Genomic DNA, 18,593 nt, shown 5'->3' on the forward strand with positions numbered 1-18,593 from the left:
CAGCGGTGTCCACATCGAGCTTGCCGCAGGCAAAATAGTCCAGAAAGAACAGCGGCTCGGCGCCTTGCACCAGCACGTCGTTGACGCTCATGGCCACCAGGTCTATGCCCACGGTGTCGTGCATATTCCATTCAAAGGCCAGGCGCAGCTTGGTGCCCACGCCATCGGTGCCGCTGACCAGCACCGGTTCTTTGTAGCGCTTGGGCACCTCAAACAGGGCGCCAAAGCCGCCAATGCCGGCCAGCACGCCCTCGCGCATGGTTTTTTTGGCCAGCGGCTTGATGCGTTCCACCAGGGCGTCGCCCGCGTCAATGTCAACGCCGGCGTCTTTGTAGCTCAAGGGAGAAGGGGAGGAAGTGGTCATACTGCTTGGGTTGGGTAAGGCTAGGGGACGAGAGTCTGTCGTTCAGTCCGGGCGCCAGTGTGCAAGCCCGATAGAATTCAGCCTAAGATTCTAAGGGTTCACCCCCTGTCAGGCTGTATGCAATTTACTTCGACCCAAAAACGCACCGCGACCTGGTGTCTGATCGCTGCGCTGGTGGTGCTGGCCCTGTGGTTTCTGGGGCCGGTGCTGACGCCCTTTGTGGTGGCAGCCGTGCTGGCCTATGTGCTGACACCCGTGGTGGACAAACTCGACGGCCTGGGAAAAGGCAGGCTGCCGCGCGTGCTGGCCGTGCTGCTTGTCGAGGCCCTGTTCATCCTCGCTCTTTTGTCCATGATGCTGCTGGTGGTGCCGATTTTTGCCAAGGAACTGCCTTTGCTGCGCGAACAGTTGCCGCTGCTGGCCGCACGGCTCAACGACTCGCTGGGTCCCTGGCTGGCGCAGTTCGGCATCACGCTGTCGCTGGACGTCGAAAGCATCAAGACCTTTGTGCTCAAGTACCTCAATGCGAACTTTGAAGAGGCTTTCGGCTCGGTCATCTCGTCGCTCAAGCTGGGCGGCAGTGTGGCCCTGACCATTGTGGGCAATGTGATGCTGATTCCGGTGGCGCTGTTTTTTCTGCTCAACGACTGGGACCGCTTTGTCGCCCGCGCGGTCGAACTGGTGCCCCCCAAAATGCGCGCTTCGTTCGACAGTTTTACCGAGGAGGCCGACAGCGTGCTGGGCCAGTACCTGCGCGGCCAGCTGCTGGTGATGGGGGTGCTGGCGATTTATTTCAGCGTCGCGCTGGCGCTGTTCGGGTTTGATCTGGCCGTGCCGGTGGGCGTATTCACCGGGCTGGCCTTCTTCATTCCTTACCTGGGCTTCGGCCTGGGCCTGATTCTGGCGTTTCTCGCCGGCATACTGCAGTTCGGCAGCCTGTACGCCGTGCTGGTGGTGGCCGGCGTTTACGGCGCGGGGCAACTGGTCGAGAGTTTTTACCTGACCCCGCGGCTGGTGGGCGAGCGCATCGGCCTGCATCCGCTGGCCGTTATTTTTGCCCTGCTGGCATTTGGGCAGCTGTTTGGCTTTCTCGGCGTGCTGATTGCATTGCCCGCCAGCGCGGTGCTGCTGGTGGGCATTCGCCGGGTGCGGGACAGCTACCTGGCCAGCAAGCTGTACCAAGGATGAACACCGTCATGACCGGCATGAAACAAATCGCACTGGACATCGGGCTGGCCTCCGACCCCTCGTTCGCCAATTTTTTCAGTGGGCCGAACGAGGCGGCGGTCAAGCACCTTGAACGCTCGGCCGGCGGCCTCTTGCCATCGCCCGTCCCCACCTACCTCTGGGGCGAAGAAGCCAGCGGCAAAACCCATCTGCTCAAGGCGGTCAGCGAAGCCTTGCGCGGGCAGGGCGCTTCCAGCGGCTGGATGGACGCCTCCATGCTGGAGCCGCCCGAGTTCAACGAATCCTGGTCCGCCGTGATCATGGACGACTGCCATCTGTACACCGCAGCGCAGCAGCGGGCGGCCTTCAACTGGTTTGTCAATGCGCTGAGCACCGACGATGGCCATCCGCGCTGGGTGGTGGCCGCTGGCAATGTGCCGCCCGCTGATCTACCCTTGCGCGAAGACTTGCGAACCCGCCTGGGCTGGGGCAACGTGTTTGCCCTGCAGGCCTTGAGCGATGCCGAGCGGCGCGCCGTGCTCAGGCGCGAAGCCGATGCACGGGGTGTTTTTCTGAGCGACGACGTGATGGACTTCATGCTGACGCGTTTTTCGCGGGATCTGGGAAGCCTGATGCAGTTGCTGGACAAGCTGGACGGTTACGCCCTGCAAACCAAGCGTGCCATCACCATTCCGCTGCTTAAATCCATGCTGGAGAGTGAATGAATTCAAAAAAAGTGGGCGCCCGTCGCAGGCTGGCTTTATTCGATCTGGACCACACGCTGATCCCTATCGATTCCGACTACGAGTGGGGCGAATTCACCATTGCGCTGGGTTGGTGCGACGCCACTGAATTCAAGCGCCGCAACGCCGAATTCTTTGCCCAGTACCGCGCCGGAACGCTCGATGTTCATGACTACGTGCGATTCGCCACCCAGGCCATCCGGACCCAGGGTGCTATAAAATCCGTAGCTGCTCACGCCCGTTTCATGGGCGAGGTGGTGCAAAAAGTCATTACAACGCAAGCCCAGGCGCTGGTTCAGCAGCACCGGGCGGCCGGCGACGAGCTGGTGATCGTGACGGCTACCAATGAGTTCGTCACCCGTCCAATAGCCGGGGTTTTTGGCGTGAGCGAGCTCATCGCGGTGGAGCTCGCCCGTGACATTCACGGTAACCTGACCGGTGAAATCAAGGGTACGCCTTCTTTTCGCGAGGGCAAAGTCACGCGCATGGATCAATGGCTGGCGGCCCGCCAACTGGGCTGGGATGATGTGGAAACCACGTTTTATACCGACTCGATGAACGATCTGGCGTTACTGGAGAAAGCGACGCACCCGGTCGCCACCAACCCGGACGAGCGCCTGCGCGCCCTGGCGACCGAGCGCGGATGGCGCATACTCGACCTGTTTTAGTGGGGGGCAGCGCAGCGTGCCAAGCAACTGCGGTCTGTCCCGCAAAGTATTTAGAGAATCATGATCAAAAAATTTATCGACAAGCTGTTTGGCAAATCAGGCAGCACGGAGTCCGGCACCCAGCGGGTCAAAAAATCACCTTTTGGCAAACGCCAGGAAGTCGGATTCAAGGAACACGGCATCAACCCCAAGCTGGTCGATGAACGTGCCATGGATGTCGTGCGCACGCTGAAACAAGGGGGGTTTGAAGCCTATGTGGTGGGCGGCGCGGTGCGCGACCTGCTGGTGGGCTTGCGTCCCAAGGACTTTGACGTGGCCACCGATGCCACGCCCGAGCAGGTGAAAAGCCTGTTTCGCCGCGCCTTCATCATTGGCCGGCGCTTTCGCATCGTTCACGTCATTTATGGCCGCGGCCGTGAGCATGAAGTGATTGAAGTCTCGACCTTTCGCGCGCACCTGGACAGCAGCCTGGCCGAGCAGGTCGGCGGCAACGAGCGCACCAGCAAGAGTGAACTGGCGGGCATGAAGCATGCCGTGGACAGCTCGGGCCGGGTGTTGCGCGACAACGTCTGGGGCTCCATGGAAGAAGATGCTGCGCGGCGCGACTTCACCATCAATGCGATGTACTACGACCCCGAAACGCAGATTGTGGTCGACTACCACAATGGCATCCGCGACGCCAAGAAAAAAATCGTGCGCATGATAGGCAACCCGGCCGTGCGTTACCGCGAAGACCCGGTGCGCATCATTCGCGCCGTGCGTTTTGCCGCCAAGCTCAACGCCTTGGGCTTCACGTTTGAAGACAAGACGGCAGCCCCGCTGCGCGAGATGCGGGGTTTGCTGGCCGACGTGCCGCAGTCGCGCCTGTTTGACGAAATGCTGAAATTGCTGCAAACCGGCCATTCGCTGGCCAGCATCGAGCAGCTCAAAACCCTGGGGCTGGGCACCGGCATTTATCCGCTGCTCGACGTGGTGGTGGAAATGGCCGAGGACCCCTTCCTCAAGCTCGCCTTGCAGGACACCGACCGCCGCGTTGGCGAAGGCAAGCCGGTGGCGCCCAGCTTTTTGCTGTCGTGCGTGCTGTGGTCCGAGGTGCGGCAGGGCTGGGACAGCCGCCTCAAGCGCGGCGACCACCTCATGGCGGCGCTGCAGGATTCGGTCGACGATGCGTTCAATGCCCGGATTGGCGATGTGTCGGGCCGGGGCAAGCTGGGTACGGACATGCGCGAGATCTGGACCATGCAGCCGCGCTTTGAAAAGCGTGTGGGCAGTGCGCCCTACACCCTGCTGGAGCAGCCGCGCTTTCGGGCCGGCTTCGACTTCATGCGCCTGCGCGCTCAGATCGGCGAGATCGACGTTGCGCTGGCCGACTGGTGGGAAACCTTCAGCACCGCCTATGACGACGAACGTCATGCCATGATTGAAGTGGTGCGCGAAGCCCAATTGCAAAAGCCCCAGCAGCCCCGGGTCCGCGTGAAGCGGCCCGCTGCGGCTGCGGTGAAGCCCGATGGTGGTGCCGCCGAGGCCAGCCGCACGGCGCCTGAGGGGGCTGAAGCTTTTCTGGAACAAGGCGATGCGGCACCGGCCAAAAAACGCCGTCGCCGCCGCAAGCCCACAAACCGCACCCATGCCGAAGGCGGGGAAGGCAGCAGCGACCCGTCTTCTTCGGGCGCTGCTTCCAGCGCTTGAGCCGGGCCGGCCCTGTGATGTGCACAGGCGGGCGGCAGGCGGACCGCATCCGCGCCTATGTCGCCCTGGGCGCCAACCTGGGCGACGCGGCGTCTGCGCTGCGGCAGGCTGTCAAAGCTATCGATGGCTTGCCGCTCACACAAGTCGGCCAGGTTTCCAGCCTCTACAAAACCGCGCCACTGGACACTGATACAGGCCGCGAGGTGGCGGCGCCGGGACCTGAATACGTCAATGCGGTGGTGGAGCTGCAAACAGGCCTCACGGCCCCCGCGCTGCTCGATCATCTGCAGCAGATCGAGCAGCAAGCCGGGCGCGAGCGGCCCTACCGCAACGCGCCGCGCACGCTGGACCTGGATCTGCTGTGCTACGGCAGCGCCCGTATCGATTCAGCCCGGCTGACGCTGCCCCATCCGCGCATGATGCAGCGCGCTTTTGTGCTGGTGCCGTTGGCTGAAATCGCCCCCGGCCTGGTCAGCGCTGCGCAATTGAATGCCGTGCGCCACCAGGCCATTGAGCGCTTGGGCAAACTGCTCGGCTAAAACGGTCAGGCTCAGGGCGCCAGACGTTCACGCAGCCACTGCGCATCGGCTTGCAGCGTGTAGCGCAGGCGGTCATGCAAGCGGCTTTTGCGGCCCTGCCAGAACTGCCAGTTGTCCGGTTTGAGCCGGTAGCCGCCCCAGTGCGGCGGGCGCGGGGGCTGCAGCAGGAATTTCGCGCCGTATTTGGCGGCATTGGCGAGCAGCACGCCACGGCCAGAAATCACTTCACTTTGCGGGCTGGCCCAGGCCCCGATGCGGGAATCGAGCGGCCGGCTGTGAAAGTAGGCGTCGCTTTCTTCGTCAGAGACTTTCTCGACAACGCCTTCGATACGCACCACGCGTTCCAGCTCGACCCAGTGAAACTGCAGCGCCGCATAGGGGTTGCCGGCGAGATCCTGGCCCTTGCGGCTGTTGTAATTGGTAAACCACACAAGGCCGCGCGCGTCAAAGCCCTTGATCAGCACGACGCGGGTGGACGGGCGCAGGTTGCTGGCCACGGTGGCCACCGTCATGGCGTTGGGTTCCGGCACCTGCGCCGTGATGGCTTCCTTCAGCCACTGGTCGAATTGCTTCAAAGGATCGGCGTGCGAAGCTTCTTCATTGAGCTCGGCGCGTTCGTAGCTTTTGCGGAGATCGGCAATGGAGGGGAGGTGTTCTGACATGCTTGAAGTATAGGGATTGCCCTACCTCATTCCTCGCTGTTTTAGGCTTCCTCGTCGGCGCTTGCAACTCCCGCCTCCACGCCAGGATGTGGAGTGAGGGGGGTCTCGGTCATGCGGCTATCCTTTGTTACAAAATTTCCTTTAAATGTGCGTTTTGCACATTTATGATGGCCCCCATCATGCTGATGCCAACCCTCGACACTGCTGCTACAGAATCACTTGCCGGCTCGGCCCTGACCGCCGAAAAGCAGTTGCTGCTGGAAGCCGTGGGCAACCTGCTGACACCATTGGCGCAGCTGTGCGTGGGCAAGGGCATCACCATCCAGATGATCGAGGAGCGCCTGCGTGAGGCTTTTGTCCAGGCCGCTCGTCTGGTTCATGCCGATCTGCCCTCGAGCCGCCTGACCAGCCGCATCAGCGCCACCACCGGCCTGACCCGCCGCGAAATCGCGCGCCTGGAGAGCCAGCCGACCCGCGAGCGTGAGCCCCGACGCTCGCCGGTCACCGAGTTGTTCATGCGCTGGCTGGCCGACCCGGCGCTGCGCACGCCGGCCGGCAAGCCCTTGCCTTTGCCGCGCCAGGGCCCGGCCCCGAGTTTCGAGGCCCTGGCCCAGTCAGTCACGCGCGACGTGCACCCGCGCACGCTGCTGGAAGAGCTGTGCCGCCTGCGGCTGGCCGAACACGACGTCGGCACCGACACGGTCCGCGTACTGCAGGAGGCCTTCGTGCCCCGCGGTGACTGGGCGCGCATGGTCGGCTATTTGGGCGACAACGTGGGCGACCACCTGCGCGCCGCCACAGCCAACGTGCTGGGCGACGGCAGCCAGGAACTCGAGCAAGCCATTTTTGCCGACGAGCTCTCGGGCGAATCGCTGGCCCAGGCCCGCAGCCTCATGATGCAGCAGTGGCGCAACATGCTCAGCGAGATCGCGCCGCGGCTGGAAGAACTGATTGCCGCCGACCGCCAAGCCGGCCGCGTGCAGGACCAGAGCTTGCGCATCGGCCTGTTCACCTGGTCGCAAGCCATGCCCCCGGTTTCACCCTCACCCCTCCTCACTACAACCAAAGAGAGCATTCCATGAAAACCGCACACGATACACCTGCATCCCATGGCATCACGCGCCGTGAAGGATTGTTGACCCTGTTAGGCGGCGCCATGGCGCTGGCGGGCTGCGGCGGCGGCGGGACCGGCGTGGCTACCGTGAGCGGCGGCGGCACCGGCTCGTTCTCGGCGGGGCCCATTAGCGGTTTTGGATCAATCATTGTCAACGGCGTGCGCTTCGACGATTCGATTGCCAAAGTTCTGGACGATGACGGCGCCCTGCGCGGCCGTGATGATCTGAAACTGGGCATGATGGTTCGTGTGAAGGGTAAGGCCATTTCAAGGACAGTGGACGCTGCCTCGGCCGACGCCGACGAGATCAGTTTCGGCAGCGAACTGCTGGGTCCTATCGACAGCATCGACACGGTCGCCAAAACACTGGTGGTGCTCGGGCAGACCGTGCAGATCACGGCCAGCACCATTTTTGAGGATGGCCTGACGCTCTCGGCGCTGGCTGTGAACGACATCGTCGAAGTGCACGGCTTTGCCGATCCCGCGACCAACCGCCTCGTGGCGACCCGCATCGAGCGCAAACTCCTGGCCAACGTCACGGCCTTCAAGTTGCAAGGTACTGTCAGCGCTCTCGACCCCACGGCCAAAATCTTCAAGATCGGCACCACGCTGACCATCAGCTACGCCGGTGTGGCAACTGCTGACCTGCCCGCCAACCTGGCCGACGATCTGCTGGTACGCGTGCGTCTGGCCACCACGCCGACCACGGGTACGCGCACGGCGACCAGGATTCGCGCCGTCGAGATGGAAGTCGAAGACCGCGGCGAAGCCGAAGTCGAAGGCATGATCACGGACTTCACTTCCTCCGCCAGGTTCAGCGTCAACGGACAGCCGGTCGATGCCAGCGGCGCCACCGTCCCGGCGGGCCTCAAACTAGGCAGCCGCGTCGAGGTCGAGGGCAGCCTGGTCAAGGGCGTCCTGGTGGCGAAGGAGGTTCAACTGAAAGACGAGAACGAAACCCGCGAATTCGAGCTGCATGGCATTGTCTCCAACAAGACATCAACGTTGCCGGGCACCTTTACCTTCACCTTCACCTTGACCTCCGCCGGCGGCATCGTGGCCAAAGTGACCTTCACCATCGACGCGGTGGTCTTTGACAATGGCATGACTGCGGCTAGCCTGCTCGACGGCATCAAGCTTGAGGTCAAGGGCGTGGCATTGCCTGACGGCACCATCCAGGCGACCCGAATCAGCCTGGAGTAATCAAGTAAAGGCTGCATCCCCGCAGCCTCTCCTGGGCGGGCTTCGTGCCCGCCCTTTTTTTGAGCAAAGCGCGGCGTATGTCTGGATCAGTGTGGCTGCTCAGAGTTTGACCAGTTCCAATAGTTTTCCGAGCGCGTGGTCATGAATGCCGAGCGTGCGTAGCTTGTCGTAGGTCAGTTGCGCGTAGTCACGGGTCGTGCCGTAGCGCCCGCAGGCGCTTGAGAAAATCTGTCGGTATCGGTCTTCAGTGAGCACGCCGGTGTGGCTCGGGCTGCGCTTTGACAGCGTGAACGCCAGCGCCCTGACATCGCCCAACGCGCTCCGGCAGCGCAGCCACTTGGGGTCGTACACGCCATTGGGCATTTCCCGTTCCCACAAGGCGGGCAAGGCGGCGGCTACACGCGCCTGCGGTATGCGAAACGCCAAGCCTTTGCAGCTGCCGCCGGGCAGCAGGCCAAACACCAGACCCGGGCATTCCGGGGTGCCGCGGTTCAGGCTGCTCCACATCTTGAGCGCGCGGTGGTAGCCACGAAGGGTTGAAAAACGCTCTTCCGCGAATTCAAATTCGGGCCGCCAGATCAGCGAGGCATAACCAAAAACCCACAGGTCGGTCTGGCCGCCCCATTGCTGCATGACGGTCTCAAGCATGCGTGCAGGGTTTCGGAGTGAGGCCGGGGAGGGCGCTGGAGTTGCTGAATTTGGCACAGTCGCACTTTACAATGCGTCGAGTTTTTGTGACGGGAGTCGGGCTATGTTTTCTGAAAATAATGAGGGCCAGCAAGGCCTCGCGCTGACGGTGGTTTTTGCGCTGGTGGTGCTGGTCGTTGCCATGGTCATCGGCATCGGGGTTCAGCAAGGCGGTGCGCGCCTGAAAGCCAGGCCGGCCGTCACAATCCCTGTTGCGGCCAGCTTGGCGCCGGTGCCCGGCAGCCCGCTGACCGAGGAGGCCGCATCCGCAGCCGCCAGGGCGCAAGCCGCTTCAGATGCGGCCAGCATCCAGGTGGAGCAGGGCGTGGTCAAGTTTTACTTCGCCTCCGGCAAGGCAGAGCTGGCTGCGGGCGCAGGCGACGCGCTGGCCGATATGGTCAAGGCGGCCCAAGCGGGCCAGCCGGGCCGCAAGCTGGTGATTGCAGGTTTTCACGACGACACCGGTGACGCGGGCAGAAATGCCGAGCTGGCGCGCAGACGCGCTCTGGCGGTGCGTGCCGCCCTGAAGGCCGCGGGTGTGGCGGACGCGCAGATTGAACTCGCCAAGCCCCGGCAACTGACCGGCAGTGGCAGCGACGCGGATGCGCGGCGCGTGGAAATCAGCCTCCAATAGCCTCTGCGAAGCCCTGCGTTTGGTAACCACCCTGTAACCAAAACGGGTGAAATGCCCCGGTAACCCGTTACCATAGAGTCAGTAATTAAGTTACAGATCCACAAGGCATACCCATGGCACTCCACGAAGCAGTTTCAGACATCACGGCCCGCATTGCCGAGCGCAGCGGCCCGACGCGCCGAGCCTATCTTGCGCAGTTGCACGCCGACAGCACGCGCCCCCCCAGCATGGACCGCATGGGCTGCGCCAACATCGCGCATGCGGTGGCCGGCATCCCGCTGGACGACCGCTTCAAGGTCATTACCCAGCGCGCGCCCAATATCGGCATCGTGACCGCCTACAACGACATGCTGTCGGCGCATGCACCGCTGCAAGGCTACCCCGCGCTGATCAAGGATGAAGCGCGCAAGCTGGGCGCCACGGCGCAAGTGGCGGGCGGTGTGCCCGCCATGTGCGATGGCGTCACGCAGGGCACCAGCGGCATGGAGCTCAGCCTGTTCAGCCGCGATGTGATCGCCATGGCCACCGCCGTGGCGCTGAGCCATGACATGTTTGACGCCGCGTTGATGCTGGGCGTGTGCGACAAGATCGTGCCGGGCCTGCTGATTGGCGCGTTGCAGTTTGGCCATTTGCCCATGGTGTTTGTCCCCGCCGGGCCCATGCCTTCCGGTCTTCCCAACAAGGAAAAAGCCAGGCTGCGCGAGCAGGCGGCGCAAGGCCTGATCGGACGCGAGGGCTTGCTGGAAGCTGAACTCCAGTCTTATCACAGCCCGGGTACCTGCACCTTTTATGGCACGGCCAACAGCAACCAGATGCTGCTGGAAGCCATGGGTCTGCATGTACCGGGCACCGCTTTTGTGGCGCCCGGTGGCGCCCTGCGCGACGAGCTCACACGCGAGGCGGCGCGCACGGTCCTGGGCATCGTCAAGTCCAAACGGTTTGCGCCGATTGGCCAACTCGTGGATGAACGCGCTATCGTGAATGCCATGGTGGCGCTGCTGGCTACCGGCGGCTCGACCAACCACCTGATTCATTGGGTGGCCGTGGCGCAGTCGGCCGGCATTGTGATTGACTGGAATGACTTTTCGGCCCTGTCCGATGTCGTGCCGCTGCTGACGCATGTGTACCCCAACGGCAGCGCCGACGTGAACCAGTTCCAGGCAGCAGGCGGCACCGGGCTGGTGATTCGCGAATTGCTGGATGCCGGTTTCATGCACGAAGACGTGCTGACGGTGCGGGGTGGCGGCATCCGCGAGTACACCCGGGAGCCTGAATTGGCGGGCACCTCGCTGGTTTGGCGTGATGCGGGCGACTCCAAAGACGACACCATCGTGCGGCCCGTCGCCAGCCCGTTCAGCCCGACCGGCGGACTCAAGCTGCTGCAGGGCAACCTTGGCCGCAGCGTGATCAAGGTGTCTGCCGTGCCCGATGACCGGCACGTGATTCAAGCGCCTGCCCGCGTTTTCGATTCGCAGGAGGCCTTGCATGTGGCGTTTAACGCCGGGGAGCTCGAACGCGATGTGGTGTGCGTCGTGCGCTGGCAAGGCCCGCAAGCCAATGGCATGCCCGAACTGCACAAGCTCACGCCGCCGCTGGCGGTGTTGCAGGGCAAAGGGTTCAGGGTGGCGCTGGTCACCGACGGCCGCATGAGCGGCGCCTCGGGAAAAGTGCCGGCCGCCATTCACGTCTCGCCCGAAGCCGCTGCGGGCGGCCCGCTGGCCAAGGTGCGCGACGGCGACGTGATCCGCGTCGATGCCGTGAACGGCCAATTGCAGGTGCTGGTGGCCGAGGCCGAATGGGCCGCGCGGCCTGTGGGTGTGATGCCCGATGATCTGCGCCAGCGCAACGGCGTTGGCATGGGCAGGGGATTGTTTGCCGGCATGCGCCGCCATGCGCTGACGGCTGAAGAAGGAGCTTTATCGTGGATGTAACTTTAGATGTGAGCGGCCACCTGACCGCCCTGCAGGTCATGCGGGATGCCCCCGTGATTCCCGTGATTGTGCTGACCGATGTTCGCCAGGCCGTGTTGCTGGCGCGCGCGCTGGTGGCGGGCGGCATCCGCATGCTTGAAGTCACCTTGCGCACCCCGCAGGCGTTGGCCTGTATTGAAGCAATTGCGCGTGAGGTGCCCGAAGCCGTGGCCGGCGCAGGCACGGTGCGCAGCGCCGCCGACGCCCAGGCCTGTGCCATGGCGGGCGCGCGCTTTGCGGTCAGCCCGGGGTACACCCATGCCGTGGGCCAGGCCTGCCGCGATGCCGGGCTACCCCTGCTGCCCGGCGTGGCCACCGGCAGTGAAATCATGATGGCGCAAGAAGATGGCCTGAGCGCGCTCAAGTTTTTCCCGGCGCTGCAGGCTGGCGGGCCGGCCATGCTCAAAGCCTGGAGCGGGCCGTTTGGCGACGTCCGGTTTTGCCCCACGGGCGGTGTGACCATGGCCAATGCGGCCGAGTTTTTGGCGCTGTCCAACGTGGTCTGCGTTGGTGGCTCCTGGCTTACGCCGGCGGAGGCGCTGGCGCGTGGCGACTGGGCGCAGGTGACGGCGCTGGCGCAGCAAGCGTGCCAGCTGATCCGGTCAAACGCTTGATTTCTTAAGGAAAATTGGCCTCTAGCCCAATCAGGATGGGCGGTAGAAGCTATTAAAAATATAGCGAATACGCCGTGCGGGCTAGCGCAGGCCAGCGCCCACCGCGTTTTCGGCGCGCTGGATCAACTCGATCTTGTAGCCGTCCGGATCCGTCACAAAAGCAATCACCGTGCTGCCGCCTTTAACCGGACCCGCTTCACGGGTGACGTTGCCGCCGGACGCCTTGATTTTTTCGCAGGCCGCATAAACATCGGGCACACCGAGCGCGATGTGGCCGAAGGCCGTACCCATTTCGTAGCGGTCGGTGCCGTGGTTGTAGGTCAGTTCGATTTCGGCATGCTCGGGGTTATTGCCATAGCCGACAAACGCCAGGCTGTACTTGTATTCGGGATTTTCAGACCTGCGCAGCAGCTTCATGCCCAGCACGTTGGTGTAGAAATCGATGGAGCGCTGGAGGTTGCCAACGCGCAGCATGGTGTGTAACAGTCGCATGGTGGATTTGTCCTGTCGTGAAAGTTATCAGATGAGTCATTGTCGCCAATCTTTTCAATGCTGTCGCCTTTGGCATCTCGCTGCCGCCATCACCGTCGATGTCGCTTCCGTTCGAGTTGGCAGGTTCATGACATGTCGTCCGATCCCTTGAGTGCCCTTGCCCTGATTGGCCCGCTGGTTGGTGGCCTGGGTCTGTTCCTGCTTGGCATGGGCATGATGAGCGATGGGCTCAAGCTTGCCGCCGGTGCGGCGCTTCATCGCATCCTCACCGGTGCTACGCGCACGCGCTGGCATGCGCTGGGTTCGGGCATGCTGGTCACGGCGATGGTGCAGTCGTCCAGTGCGGTCACGGTGGCGACGATCGGCTTCGTCAATGCGGGGCTGCTTGCTCTGGCGCCCGCGCTGTGGGTGCTGTTCGGCGCCAACGTCGGCACCACGATGACGAGCTGGATCATTGCGCTGCTCGGGCTCAAGTTCAAGATTGAGGCGCTCGCGCTGCCACTGGTGGGCGTCGGTGTGGTGTTTCGGCTCACCGGCCAGGGTCAGCGCCGCGGCGCGATCGGCACCGCGCTCGCGGGCTTTGGCTTGCTGTTTCTCGGCATTGCCATGCTGCAGCAGTCCTTCATCGGTCTGGCCGGGCAGGTCACGTTGCCGCAGGGCGAGGGCGCGCTCGCGGTCGCAGCGCAGCTTGGCGTCGGTGCGCTGATGACGGTCTTGATGCAGTCGTCGAGTGCGTCGATGGCGATCGCGCTGACTGCCGCCCAGGGTGGCTTGCTTTCCGCGCAAGGCGCGGCAGCGGTGGTGATAGGCGCCAATGTTGGCACCACGGTAACCGCGCTGCTGGCGGCTATCGGCGCCACGCCGAATGCGCGCCGGGCGGCGGCGGCGCATGTGATTTTCAACGCGCTGACCGCCAGCGTTGCGCTGGCGCTGCTGCCCTGGCTGATCGGCGCGCTGAGCACCGCACGCGAGGCGCTCGAGCTGTCGCCAGACCCGGCGGCCAAGTTGGCGCTGTTCCACACCACGTTCAACCTGCTCGGCGTGGTGTTGATGTGGCCGCTGGCCGAGCACCTGACGCGTTGGCTGCTGCAGCGCTTTCGGGCGCGCGAAGAAGACGAGGCGCAGCCGCGCTACCTGGATGACAACGTGCTGGCCGTGCCGACGCTGGCGCTTGAGGCGCTGGAGCGCGAGATCGAACGCATCGGACATCTGGCAGTGAATCTGGCCCGCGCGGCGCTGGCCGGTGCGGATGGCGCCACGCTGACCCGCCAGCGGTTGGTATTGGCGCGACTGGATGCAACGGTCGAATCCTTCGTTGAACGCATGAACCGCGCCGCGATGCCGCAAGGCACGAGCGAGCGCCTGGCCTGGGCCCTGCGGGTGCAGCGTTATTACGAGACGATGGCCGAGCAGGTACTTGCTGTCATCGCCCTTCCGGGTTTGCCGGCCGGGATCGGCGGAGGTCTGGCCGTGGCACAAACCAATTTTCGCGAGCGAGCGGATGCGCTCCTGGTGTTGTGCCTTCCGCAAGACGGTTCACCCGATGCAGCCGCGCTGGCATCTGCAGTTGACGTGATGGAAGTCGCCTACCAGGCGCTGAAGAGCGCCCTGCTGTTGGCCGGAGCCGCCGGGCAACTCTCGTTGGCCGCCATGGAGGAGGCGCTGCGCCGCTTTAGCGCTCTACGCCGAGCGGCGCAGCAGGCGGCCAAGGCGGCGCGCCGCTACGGCTTGGCGCCATTGGCTGCTGATCAAGAGGCGTGAGGCGAACGCTCATCGATCGCGAAAGTGCCTTGGCTTTAGCAAGCGACATGGCGAGGATTCGGCCCTACGCCTTCGCTGAAAACGATCCAACCGTAAAATGTTTCATGGCCATCACATGAGGTGGAACCAGGTTGAAAAACAGCGGCACCGGATCCGCGCAACGGAATAAATATGAAAGAAGTATTGCGCCGCATCGAGAACATCGACTGGGCACGCTGGAGCGGCCCCGCCTTGTCGGCGCTGCGCATTGTATTGATCGTCGTCGTTGCCTGGGTGGCGATCATCGTTCTCCAGCGGGCGGTGCGCAGTGTGCGCCTGCGCGTTGTGAGTCGCCTGGCCGGCGCCGAAGGTGCCCGGCGGGCCGAGACGCTGGGTCGTGTCATTCGTTATCTGATCGGCCTGGTCGTCAGCGCCGTGGCCGTCATGCTCGTGCTGGCGGAGGTCGGCGTTTCGTTGGCGCCCATCCTCGGCGCGGCCGGCGTCGTGGGGCTGGCCATCGGTTTCGGTGCACAAAGCCTGGTCAAGGATTACTTCACCGGATTTTTCATACTCTTTGAAGACCAGATTCGTACCGGCGACGTGGTGAGCATCGCGGGCCTGAGCGGCTCGGTGGAAGACATCACACTGCGCCATGTCCGGCTGCGCGACTACGCGGGCAACGTGCATTTTGTGCCGAACAGCCTGATCATGACCGTGACCAACATGAGTCGGCTCTTCGCGCAGGCCGTCATCGACGTGGGTGTGGCCTACCGCGAGAACGTTGACGAGGTGCTTGCCGCGATGAGCGCCGTCGGTGCCGGGATGCGCACCGACAGCGTGTTCGGTCCCAGGATACTCGACGACCTGGACATCGCCGGGGTCGAGCGTTTCGACGACAGCGCGGTGGTGCTGCGTTGTCGCTTCAAGGTGCTGCCGCTGGAGCAGTGGGGCGTTCGGCGCGAGTATTTGCGTCGGCTCAAGGCCGCATTTGATGCGCAGTCCATAGAGATTCCGTTCCCGCATGTCACCGTTTATGCCGGGGTCGACAAGCGGGGCGATACGCCCGCCATGCCGCTGCGCATGATCCGGGAGTCCGGCGACGGGCCGGCGCCTGCCGCGCCTGCGTCCTGACGAAGGACTGGTTCCCGGTGTGCCTCTGCGTTCGCCGTCCGGTTTTTTCGCTCACCCTCTCAACGTTCCCAGCCAGACCGCACCAATCACGAGGGCCAGCCCCGGCACAATGCGCGCCGCGTAGCGCCTGCCGCCCGCGCTGAACGCCACGAGCGCTTTCATCAGCGTGTTGGTGGTGAGCCCCGCCAGAATCGGCCACAGCGCCGCGTCCACCGACAGCTTGTTGGCCACGACCAGCGAGGCCACCGAGGCCGCTGTCGCATGGGTATCCACCAGCCCCGTCAAGGCGGCTGCCAGCAAGGTTCCGCGCGCGCCCAGCCACGCGCTCAAGCCCGCGGACAGCATCAGTACGGCGCTGACGACGGCGGCGAAGGCCAGCGCGGTTTTGAGATTGAACGCCCGACCAGCGTCTTCGTTGCTGGTCTCGTTTTGGGCCGGCGATCCCCTGGGAATGAAGGGAATGCTGTAGGCGCACGCGGCGACCCCGCCGAACACCAGCGGCCACAGCAGGGCATCGAGCAGCGCAGGTTGCAACGTGGCTACGACTACCGCCATCTGGATGATGGTGGCCACGGTGGAGAGTACCGCGCCCGCCACGGCGCCTGTCATCTGCGCCGGTTGCTGTTGCACGCGTGCGCCCATGGCATGAATGGTCGCCGTGCTTGACACGAAGCCTGCGGAAAATCCGGCCAGCGGCAAGCCGTAGCGCGGCCCCAGGGCGCGCATGGCCACATAGCCCAGCGCGCTGATGCCCATCACCAGCACGATCAAGCGCGTGATGGCGTGCGGATTGATCGCGTCAAAGGGCCCCATGAACCGGTCTGGCGCCAGCGGCAAGGCAATCAGGGCCGCTGCCAGAAACAGCAGCGCGTCGTGCAACTCGCGCTCGCTCAGCACGCTGCTGACAAAATAGTGAATGCGGTTTCGCGCTGCCAGCAAAGCCGCCAGCGCCACGCCTATGCCTGCGGCCAGACCTGCGTCGCGCATCGCCAGGCCGCCCAGCAGGCAGGTCAGCAGCAGGGCGATCTCGGTGGTCATGCCCGGGTCGTCCCCGCGCGTGCGCTGGTAGGCCACCACGGCCAGCGCGCCAACCACCAGCGCCACCACGGCCAGCAGCAGCCCACCGCCCAGCAGCACACCCAGGGCTCCCAGCAGGGCCGCGACGGCAAAGGTGCGAATACCGGCGGCACCGCGCGTGGGGCCGCTGCCTTTTCGGCGCTCGCGCTCGGCGCCAATCAGCAGGCCTATGCCCAGCGCGACGCACAGGCCCAGCAGCGTGGAAGGGTCAGTCAGGGACGGCATGGCGGCAGTTCAGATTCGCTTGATGCGTCGTGAAATCGGGTTTTTCTACACGGGCACCGTGTAGTTCAAGGTCATTCGCCCGCCATCCACCACCACGATTTCGCCGGTGATGTAGCTGGCGGCGTCGCTGGCCAGATAGGCCACGGTGTCGGCTATTTCCGAGGGCTCGCCCAGGCGTTTCATGGGGGTGCGGCTCAGGATGCGGGCCCTGGCTTCCTCGCTGGTCAGAACTGCCCTGGTGGCCAGTTCGGTTGCGATGGTGCCGGGCGCCACCGCGTTCACGCGCACGCCCTTGTCGGCCAGCGCCAGCGCCATCACGCGCGTGAGCTGGTTGATGCCGCCCTTGCTGACGTTGTAGCTGGCAATCGTGGGAATCGTCAGCGTGCCGTTGACCGAGCTCATGTTGACGATGCTGCCTTTACCCGCCCTGGCCATCTCGCGCGCCACGGCCTGGCCCACCAGAAATGAGCCCTTGAGGTTGATGCGCAAGACCGCGTCGAAATCTTCCTCGGTGACTTCAAGGAAATCAGCCGCCCTGAAAATGCCGGCGTTGTTGACCAGTACGTCGATGCGTCCATGCGCGGCCAGGACGTTGGCCACCAGTGCATCGACCTGGACTTTGTCGCCCACATCGCAATGCACGTACAGGCCGCCAAGTTCGCTCGCCAGCGTGGTGCCGCGCAGATCGTCGATGTCGGCAATCACGACGTGCGCTCCCTCGCGTGCAAAACGGCGAATGCAGGCCTCGCCAATGCCTTGCGCGCCACCCGTGACGATGCAGACACGGCCGGTCAGCCCGAAGGAGATTTTTGATGCGTTGGCGTTCATGGCCGGATAGTAGCAGCGCATGCGCTGAAAAAACGCTTGCCGTTGGTTTGCTATTCAATAAATAGCTGCTTAAGTCCGTCCTGATTGGGCTATCGGTATAAATTGCTCAAAAAAATAGGCAAGAAAAGCCGTTGGCCTCTTGCCTGTTCTTTGCCGCCCGGTGGTCAATCACCGGGCGAGGGTGCGGGGCTTATCGACCCGTAAACGAGCCTGGGCCGCCCGAGCGCCGGGGTCCGTTGCTGCTGCGGCCACCAGCGCCACCAGCGCCACCCGCGCCGCCACCGCTGGGGCGGCTGCCCCGGAAGTTGTTGCGGTTGCCTGTGGGCTGACCGGACGAAGGGAATCCGGAAGAGGCGTGGCTGGCCGGCTGCTGGTTGTCAAAGTCATTATTGCGTGGCTCGCCGCCTTGGGCGCGGGGCGCTTGTGCATAGGCGTTCCTTGGCTGGCCCGAGGGTTGGCCACCACCTTGTCCGTAACCGGTGTTCTGGCGTGGCTGGGCCGGGCTGCGGCGGCCGGCATTGCCGCCACCGTTAGGGCCGCGGCTGTCGCTACGACCTTCTCCGCCATTGCCGCCGCCGGCCGGGCTGCGGCCACGGCCGCCACCGTTGGCGCTGCGTTCGCCACCACCGCCGCTGCGACCGCCGGGCTGCGCGCCCTTGGTGTCACGGATGCGCGTCATCATTTCGCTGCGTGCGGCTTTGGCGGCTGCCTGCATCACGTCGCGGCTTGGCGGTTTGCCCAGGCCACCCCAGATGGTCTGGCGACCCATGGCCAGCGGCTCGGCTTTTTCGCCGGGCTCGGCTTCAAAGCCGGGCACGATGACTTTTTCGATGTTCTGCTTGGTAAAGCGCTCGATGTCCTGCATGAAGCCTTCTTCGTCCAGGCACACCAGGCTCACGGCCTCGCCGCTGTTGCCGGCGCGGCCGGTGCGGCCGATGCGGTGCACATAGTCTTCGCTGACGTTGGGGATGTCGTAGTTCACGACATGGGGCAGGTCGTCGATGTCGATGCCGCGGGCGGCGATGTCGGTGGCCACCAGTGCCCGT

General features: G+C 64.1%; 19 protein-coding genes. 12 read left to right on the forward strand and 7 right to left on the reverse strand.

Annotated elements, in window-relative coordinates; genetic code table 11:
• Positions 1-364: AIR synthase related protein (locus Q8K05_RS06075; RefSeq protein WP_305245617.1), on the reverse strand; the 364-nt coding region annotated here is incomplete at its 3' end.
• Between the two features lie 117 nt (positions 365-481).
• Between Q8K05_RS06075 and Q8K05_RS06080 the strand changes: the two genes are divergently transcribed.
• From Q8K05_RS06080 to folK, 5 genes are read left to right on the forward strand one after another with little or no spacing between them, the layout of a single operon-like run.
• Positions 482-1,552, forward strand: a complete 1,071-nt coding sequence (locus tag Q8K05_RS06080; protein ID WP_305245618.1) for an AI-2E family transporter — start codon at positions 482-484, stop codon at positions 1,550-1,552.
• A 17-nt stretch (positions 1,553-1,569) separates the two neighbouring features.
• Positions 1,570-2,256: a DnaA regulatory inactivator Hda gene (hda, locus tag Q8K05_RS06085; protein WP_305245619.1), complete on the forward strand. Its 687-nt coding sequence runs from the start codon at positions 1,570-1,572 to the stop codon at positions 2,254-2,256.
• The gene (locus Q8K05_RS06090) at positions 2,253-2,942 is read left to right on the forward strand and encodes an HAD family phosphatase (protein WP_305245620.1); all 690 of its coding nucleotides are present in this window, start codon (positions 2,253-2,255) and stop codon (positions 2,940-2,942) included. Before hda ends, Q8K05_RS06090 begins: the two co-directional genes overlap by 4 nt.
• 60 nt (positions 2,943-3,002) lie before the next feature.
• Positions 3,003-4,631 (forward strand): polynucleotide adenylyltransferase PcnB, encoded by a 1,629-nt coding sequence (gene pcnB / locus Q8K05_RS06095; RefSeq protein ID WP_305245621.1) that lies wholly within the window; start codon positions 3,003-3,005, stop codon positions 4,629-4,631.
• A gap of 17 nt (positions 4,632-4,648) precedes the next feature.
• On the forward strand, positions 4,649-5,170 hold the full coding sequence (gene folK / locus Q8K05_RS06100; protein WP_305245622.1) for a 2-amino-4-hydroxy-6-hydroxymethyldihydropteridine diphosphokinase: 522 nt from the start codon (positions 4,649-4,651) through the stop codon (positions 5,168-5,170).
• A gap of 11 nt (positions 5,171-5,181) precedes the next feature.
• On the opposite strand, the gene pdxH is transcribed toward folK, so the two are convergent.
• Complete coding sequence (gene pdxH, locus Q8K05_RS06105; RefSeq protein WP_305245623.1) at positions 5,182-5,832, reverse strand: pyridoxamine 5'-phosphate oxidase; 651 nt, start codon at positions 5,830-5,832, stop codon at positions 5,182-5,184.
• Positions 5,833-6,011: 179 nt separating this feature from the next.
• Between pdxH and Q8K05_RS06110 the strand changes: the two genes are divergently transcribed.
• Positions 6,012-6,914: a DUF6502 family protein gene (locus tag Q8K05_RS06110; protein ID WP_305245624.1), complete on the forward strand. Its 903-nt coding sequence runs from the start codon at positions 6,012-6,014 to the stop codon at positions 6,912-6,914.
• Positions 6,911-8,149 (forward strand): DUF5666 domain-containing protein, encoded by a 1,239-nt coding sequence (locus tag Q8K05_RS06115; RefSeq protein WP_305245625.1) that lies wholly within the window; start codon positions 6,911-6,913, stop codon positions 8,147-8,149. The genes Q8K05_RS06110 and Q8K05_RS06115 overlap by 4 nt, the downstream gene beginning before the upstream one ends.
• A gap of 99 nt (positions 8,150-8,248) precedes the next feature.
• Here the strand turns inward: Q8K05_RS06115 and Q8K05_RS06120 are convergent, their stop codons facing one another.
• Positions 8,249-8,797, reverse strand: coding sequence for a gamma-glutamylcyclotransferase (locus Q8K05_RS06120; protein WP_305245626.1), 549 nt, complete (start codon positions 8,795-8,797; stop codon positions 8,249-8,251).
• 103 nt (positions 8,798-8,900) lie between these two features.
• Between Q8K05_RS06120 and Q8K05_RS06125 the strand changes: the two genes are divergently transcribed.
• The 3 genes from Q8K05_RS06125 to eda all read left to right on the forward strand — a co-directional run bounded on the left by Q8K05_RS06125 (position 8,901) and on the right by eda (position 12,054).
• Positions 8,901-9,470: an OmpA family protein gene (locus tag Q8K05_RS06125; RefSeq protein WP_305245627.1), complete on the forward strand. Its 570-nt coding sequence runs from the start codon at positions 8,901-8,903 to the stop codon at positions 9,468-9,470.
• 113 nt (positions 9,471-9,583) lie between these two features.
• Positions 9,584-11,401 carry a phosphogluconate dehydratase gene (gene edd / locus Q8K05_RS06130; protein ID WP_305245628.1) on the forward strand — a complete coding sequence of 606 codons (1,818 nt, stop codon included), beginning with the start codon at positions 9,584-9,586 and terminating at the stop codon, positions 11,399-11,401.
• Positions 11,402-11,439: 38 nt separating this feature from the next.
• The gene (gene eda, locus Q8K05_RS06135; protein ID WP_305245635.1) at positions 11,440-12,054 is read left to right on the forward strand and encodes a bifunctional 4-hydroxy-2-oxoglutarate aldolase/2-dehydro-3-deoxy-phosphogluconate aldolase; all 615 of its coding nucleotides are present in this window, start codon (positions 11,440-11,442) and stop codon (positions 12,052-12,054) included.
• 81 nt (positions 12,055-12,135) lie between these two features.
• Here the strand turns inward: eda and gloA are convergent, their stop codons facing one another.
• Positions 12,136-12,546, reverse strand: a complete 411-nt coding sequence (gloA, locus tag Q8K05_RS06140) for a lactoylglutathione lyase (protein WP_305245629.1) — start codon at positions 12,544-12,546, stop codon at positions 12,136-12,138.
• 132 nt (positions 12,547-12,678) lie between these two features.
• On the opposite strand from gloA, the gene Q8K05_RS06145 reads away from it, so the two are divergent.
• Positions 12,679-14,307, forward strand: a complete 1,629-nt coding sequence (locus Q8K05_RS06145) for a Na/Pi cotransporter family protein (protein ID WP_305245630.1) — start codon at positions 12,679-12,681, stop codon at positions 14,305-14,307.
• A 171-nt stretch (positions 14,308-14,478) separates the two neighbouring features.
• Positions 14,479-15,417, forward strand: coding sequence for a mechanosensitive ion channel family protein (locus Q8K05_RS06150; RefSeq protein WP_305245631.1), 939 nt, complete (start codon positions 14,479-14,481; stop codon positions 15,415-15,417).
• Between the two features lie 51 nt (positions 15,418-15,468).
• Here the strand turns inward: Q8K05_RS06150 and Q8K05_RS06155 are convergent, their stop codons facing one another.
• From Q8K05_RS06155 to Q8K05_RS06165, 3 genes are all read right to left on the reverse strand, one after another.
• The gene (locus Q8K05_RS06155; RefSeq protein ID WP_305245632.1) at positions 15,469-16,719 is read right to left on the reverse strand and encodes a DUF4010 domain-containing protein; all 1,251 of its coding nucleotides are present in this window, start codon (positions 16,717-16,719) and stop codon (positions 15,469-15,471) included.
• A gap of 45 nt (positions 16,720-16,764) precedes the next feature.
• Positions 16,765-17,547, reverse strand: coding sequence for an SDR family NAD(P)-dependent oxidoreductase (locus Q8K05_RS06160; RefSeq protein WP_305245633.1), 783 nt, complete (start codon positions 17,545-17,547; stop codon positions 16,765-16,767).
• Between the two features lie 190 nt (positions 17,548-17,737).
• A partial coding sequence (locus tag Q8K05_RS06165; protein ID WP_305245634.1) for a helicase-related protein occupies positions 17,738-18,593 on the reverse strand: 856 nt, incomplete at its 5' end.

This window comes from Polaromonas sp., from assembly GCF_030682935.1.
Taxonomy (GTDB): Bacteria; Pseudomonadota; Gammaproteobacteria; order Burkholderiales; family Burkholderiaceae_C; genus Polaromonas.

Bases quoted from the DNA above. Each gene is read 5' to 3' on its own strand.
- Q8K05_RS06080 (WP_305245618.1), top strand. From the start codon at position 482: ATGCAATTTACTTCGACCCAAAAACGCACCGCGACCTGGTGTCTGATC.
- hda (WP_305245619.1), top strand. From the start codon at position 1,570: ATGAAACAAATCGCACTGGACATCGGGCTGGCCTCCGACCCCTCGTTC.
- Q8K05_RS06090 (WP_305245620.1), top strand. From the start codon at position 2,253: ATGAATTCAAAAAAAGTGGGCGCCCGTCGCAGGCTGGCTTTATTCGAT.
- pcnB (WP_305245621.1), top strand. From the start codon at position 3,003: ATGATCAAAAAATTTATCGACAAGCTGTTTGGCAAATCAGGCAGCACG.
- folK (WP_305245622.1), top strand. From the start codon at position 4,649: ATGTGCACAGGCGGGCGGCAGGCGGACCGCATCCGCGCCTATGTCGCC.
- pdxH (WP_305245623.1), bottom strand. From the start codon at position 5,832: ATGTCAGAACACCTCCCCTCCATTGCCGATCTCCGCAAAAGCTACGAA.
- Q8K05_RS06110 (WP_305245624.1), top strand. From the start codon at position 6,012: ATGCTGATGCCAACCCTCGACACTGCTGCTACAGAATCACTTGCCGGC.
- Q8K05_RS06115 (WP_305245625.1), top strand. From the start codon at position 6,911: ATGAAAACCGCACACGATACACCTGCATCCCATGGCATCACGCGCCGT.
- Q8K05_RS06120 (WP_305245626.1), bottom strand. From the start codon at position 8,797: ATGCTTGAGACCGTCATGCAGCAATGGGGCGGCCAGACCGACCTGTGG.
- Q8K05_RS06125 (WP_305245627.1), top strand. From the start codon at position 8,901: ATGTTTTCTGAAAATAATGAGGGCCAGCAAGGCCTCGCGCTGACGGTG.
- edd (WP_305245628.1), top strand. From the start codon at position 9,584: ATGGCACTCCACGAAGCAGTTTCAGACATCACGGCCCGCATTGCCGAG.
- eda (WP_305245635.1), top strand. From the start codon at position 11,440: ATGCGGGATGCCCCCGTGATTCCCGTGATTGTGCTGACCGATGTTCGC.
- gloA (WP_305245629.1), bottom strand. From the start codon at position 12,546: ATGCGACTGTTACACACCATGCTGCGCGTTGGCAACCTCCAGCGCTCC.
- Q8K05_RS06145 (WP_305245630.1), top strand. From the start codon at position 12,679: ATGTCGTCCGATCCCTTGAGTGCCCTTGCCCTGATTGGCCCGCTGGTT.
- Q8K05_RS06150 (WP_305245631.1), top strand. From the start codon at position 14,479: ATGAAAGAAGTATTGCGCCGCATCGAGAACATCGACTGGGCACGCTGG.
- Q8K05_RS06155 (WP_305245632.1), bottom strand. From the start codon at position 16,719: ATGCCGTCCCTGACTGACCCTTCCACGCTGCTGGGCCTGTGCGTCGCG.
- Q8K05_RS06160 (WP_305245633.1), bottom strand. From the start codon at position 17,547: ATGAACGCCAACGCATCAAAAATCTCCTTCGGGCTGACCGGCCGTGTC.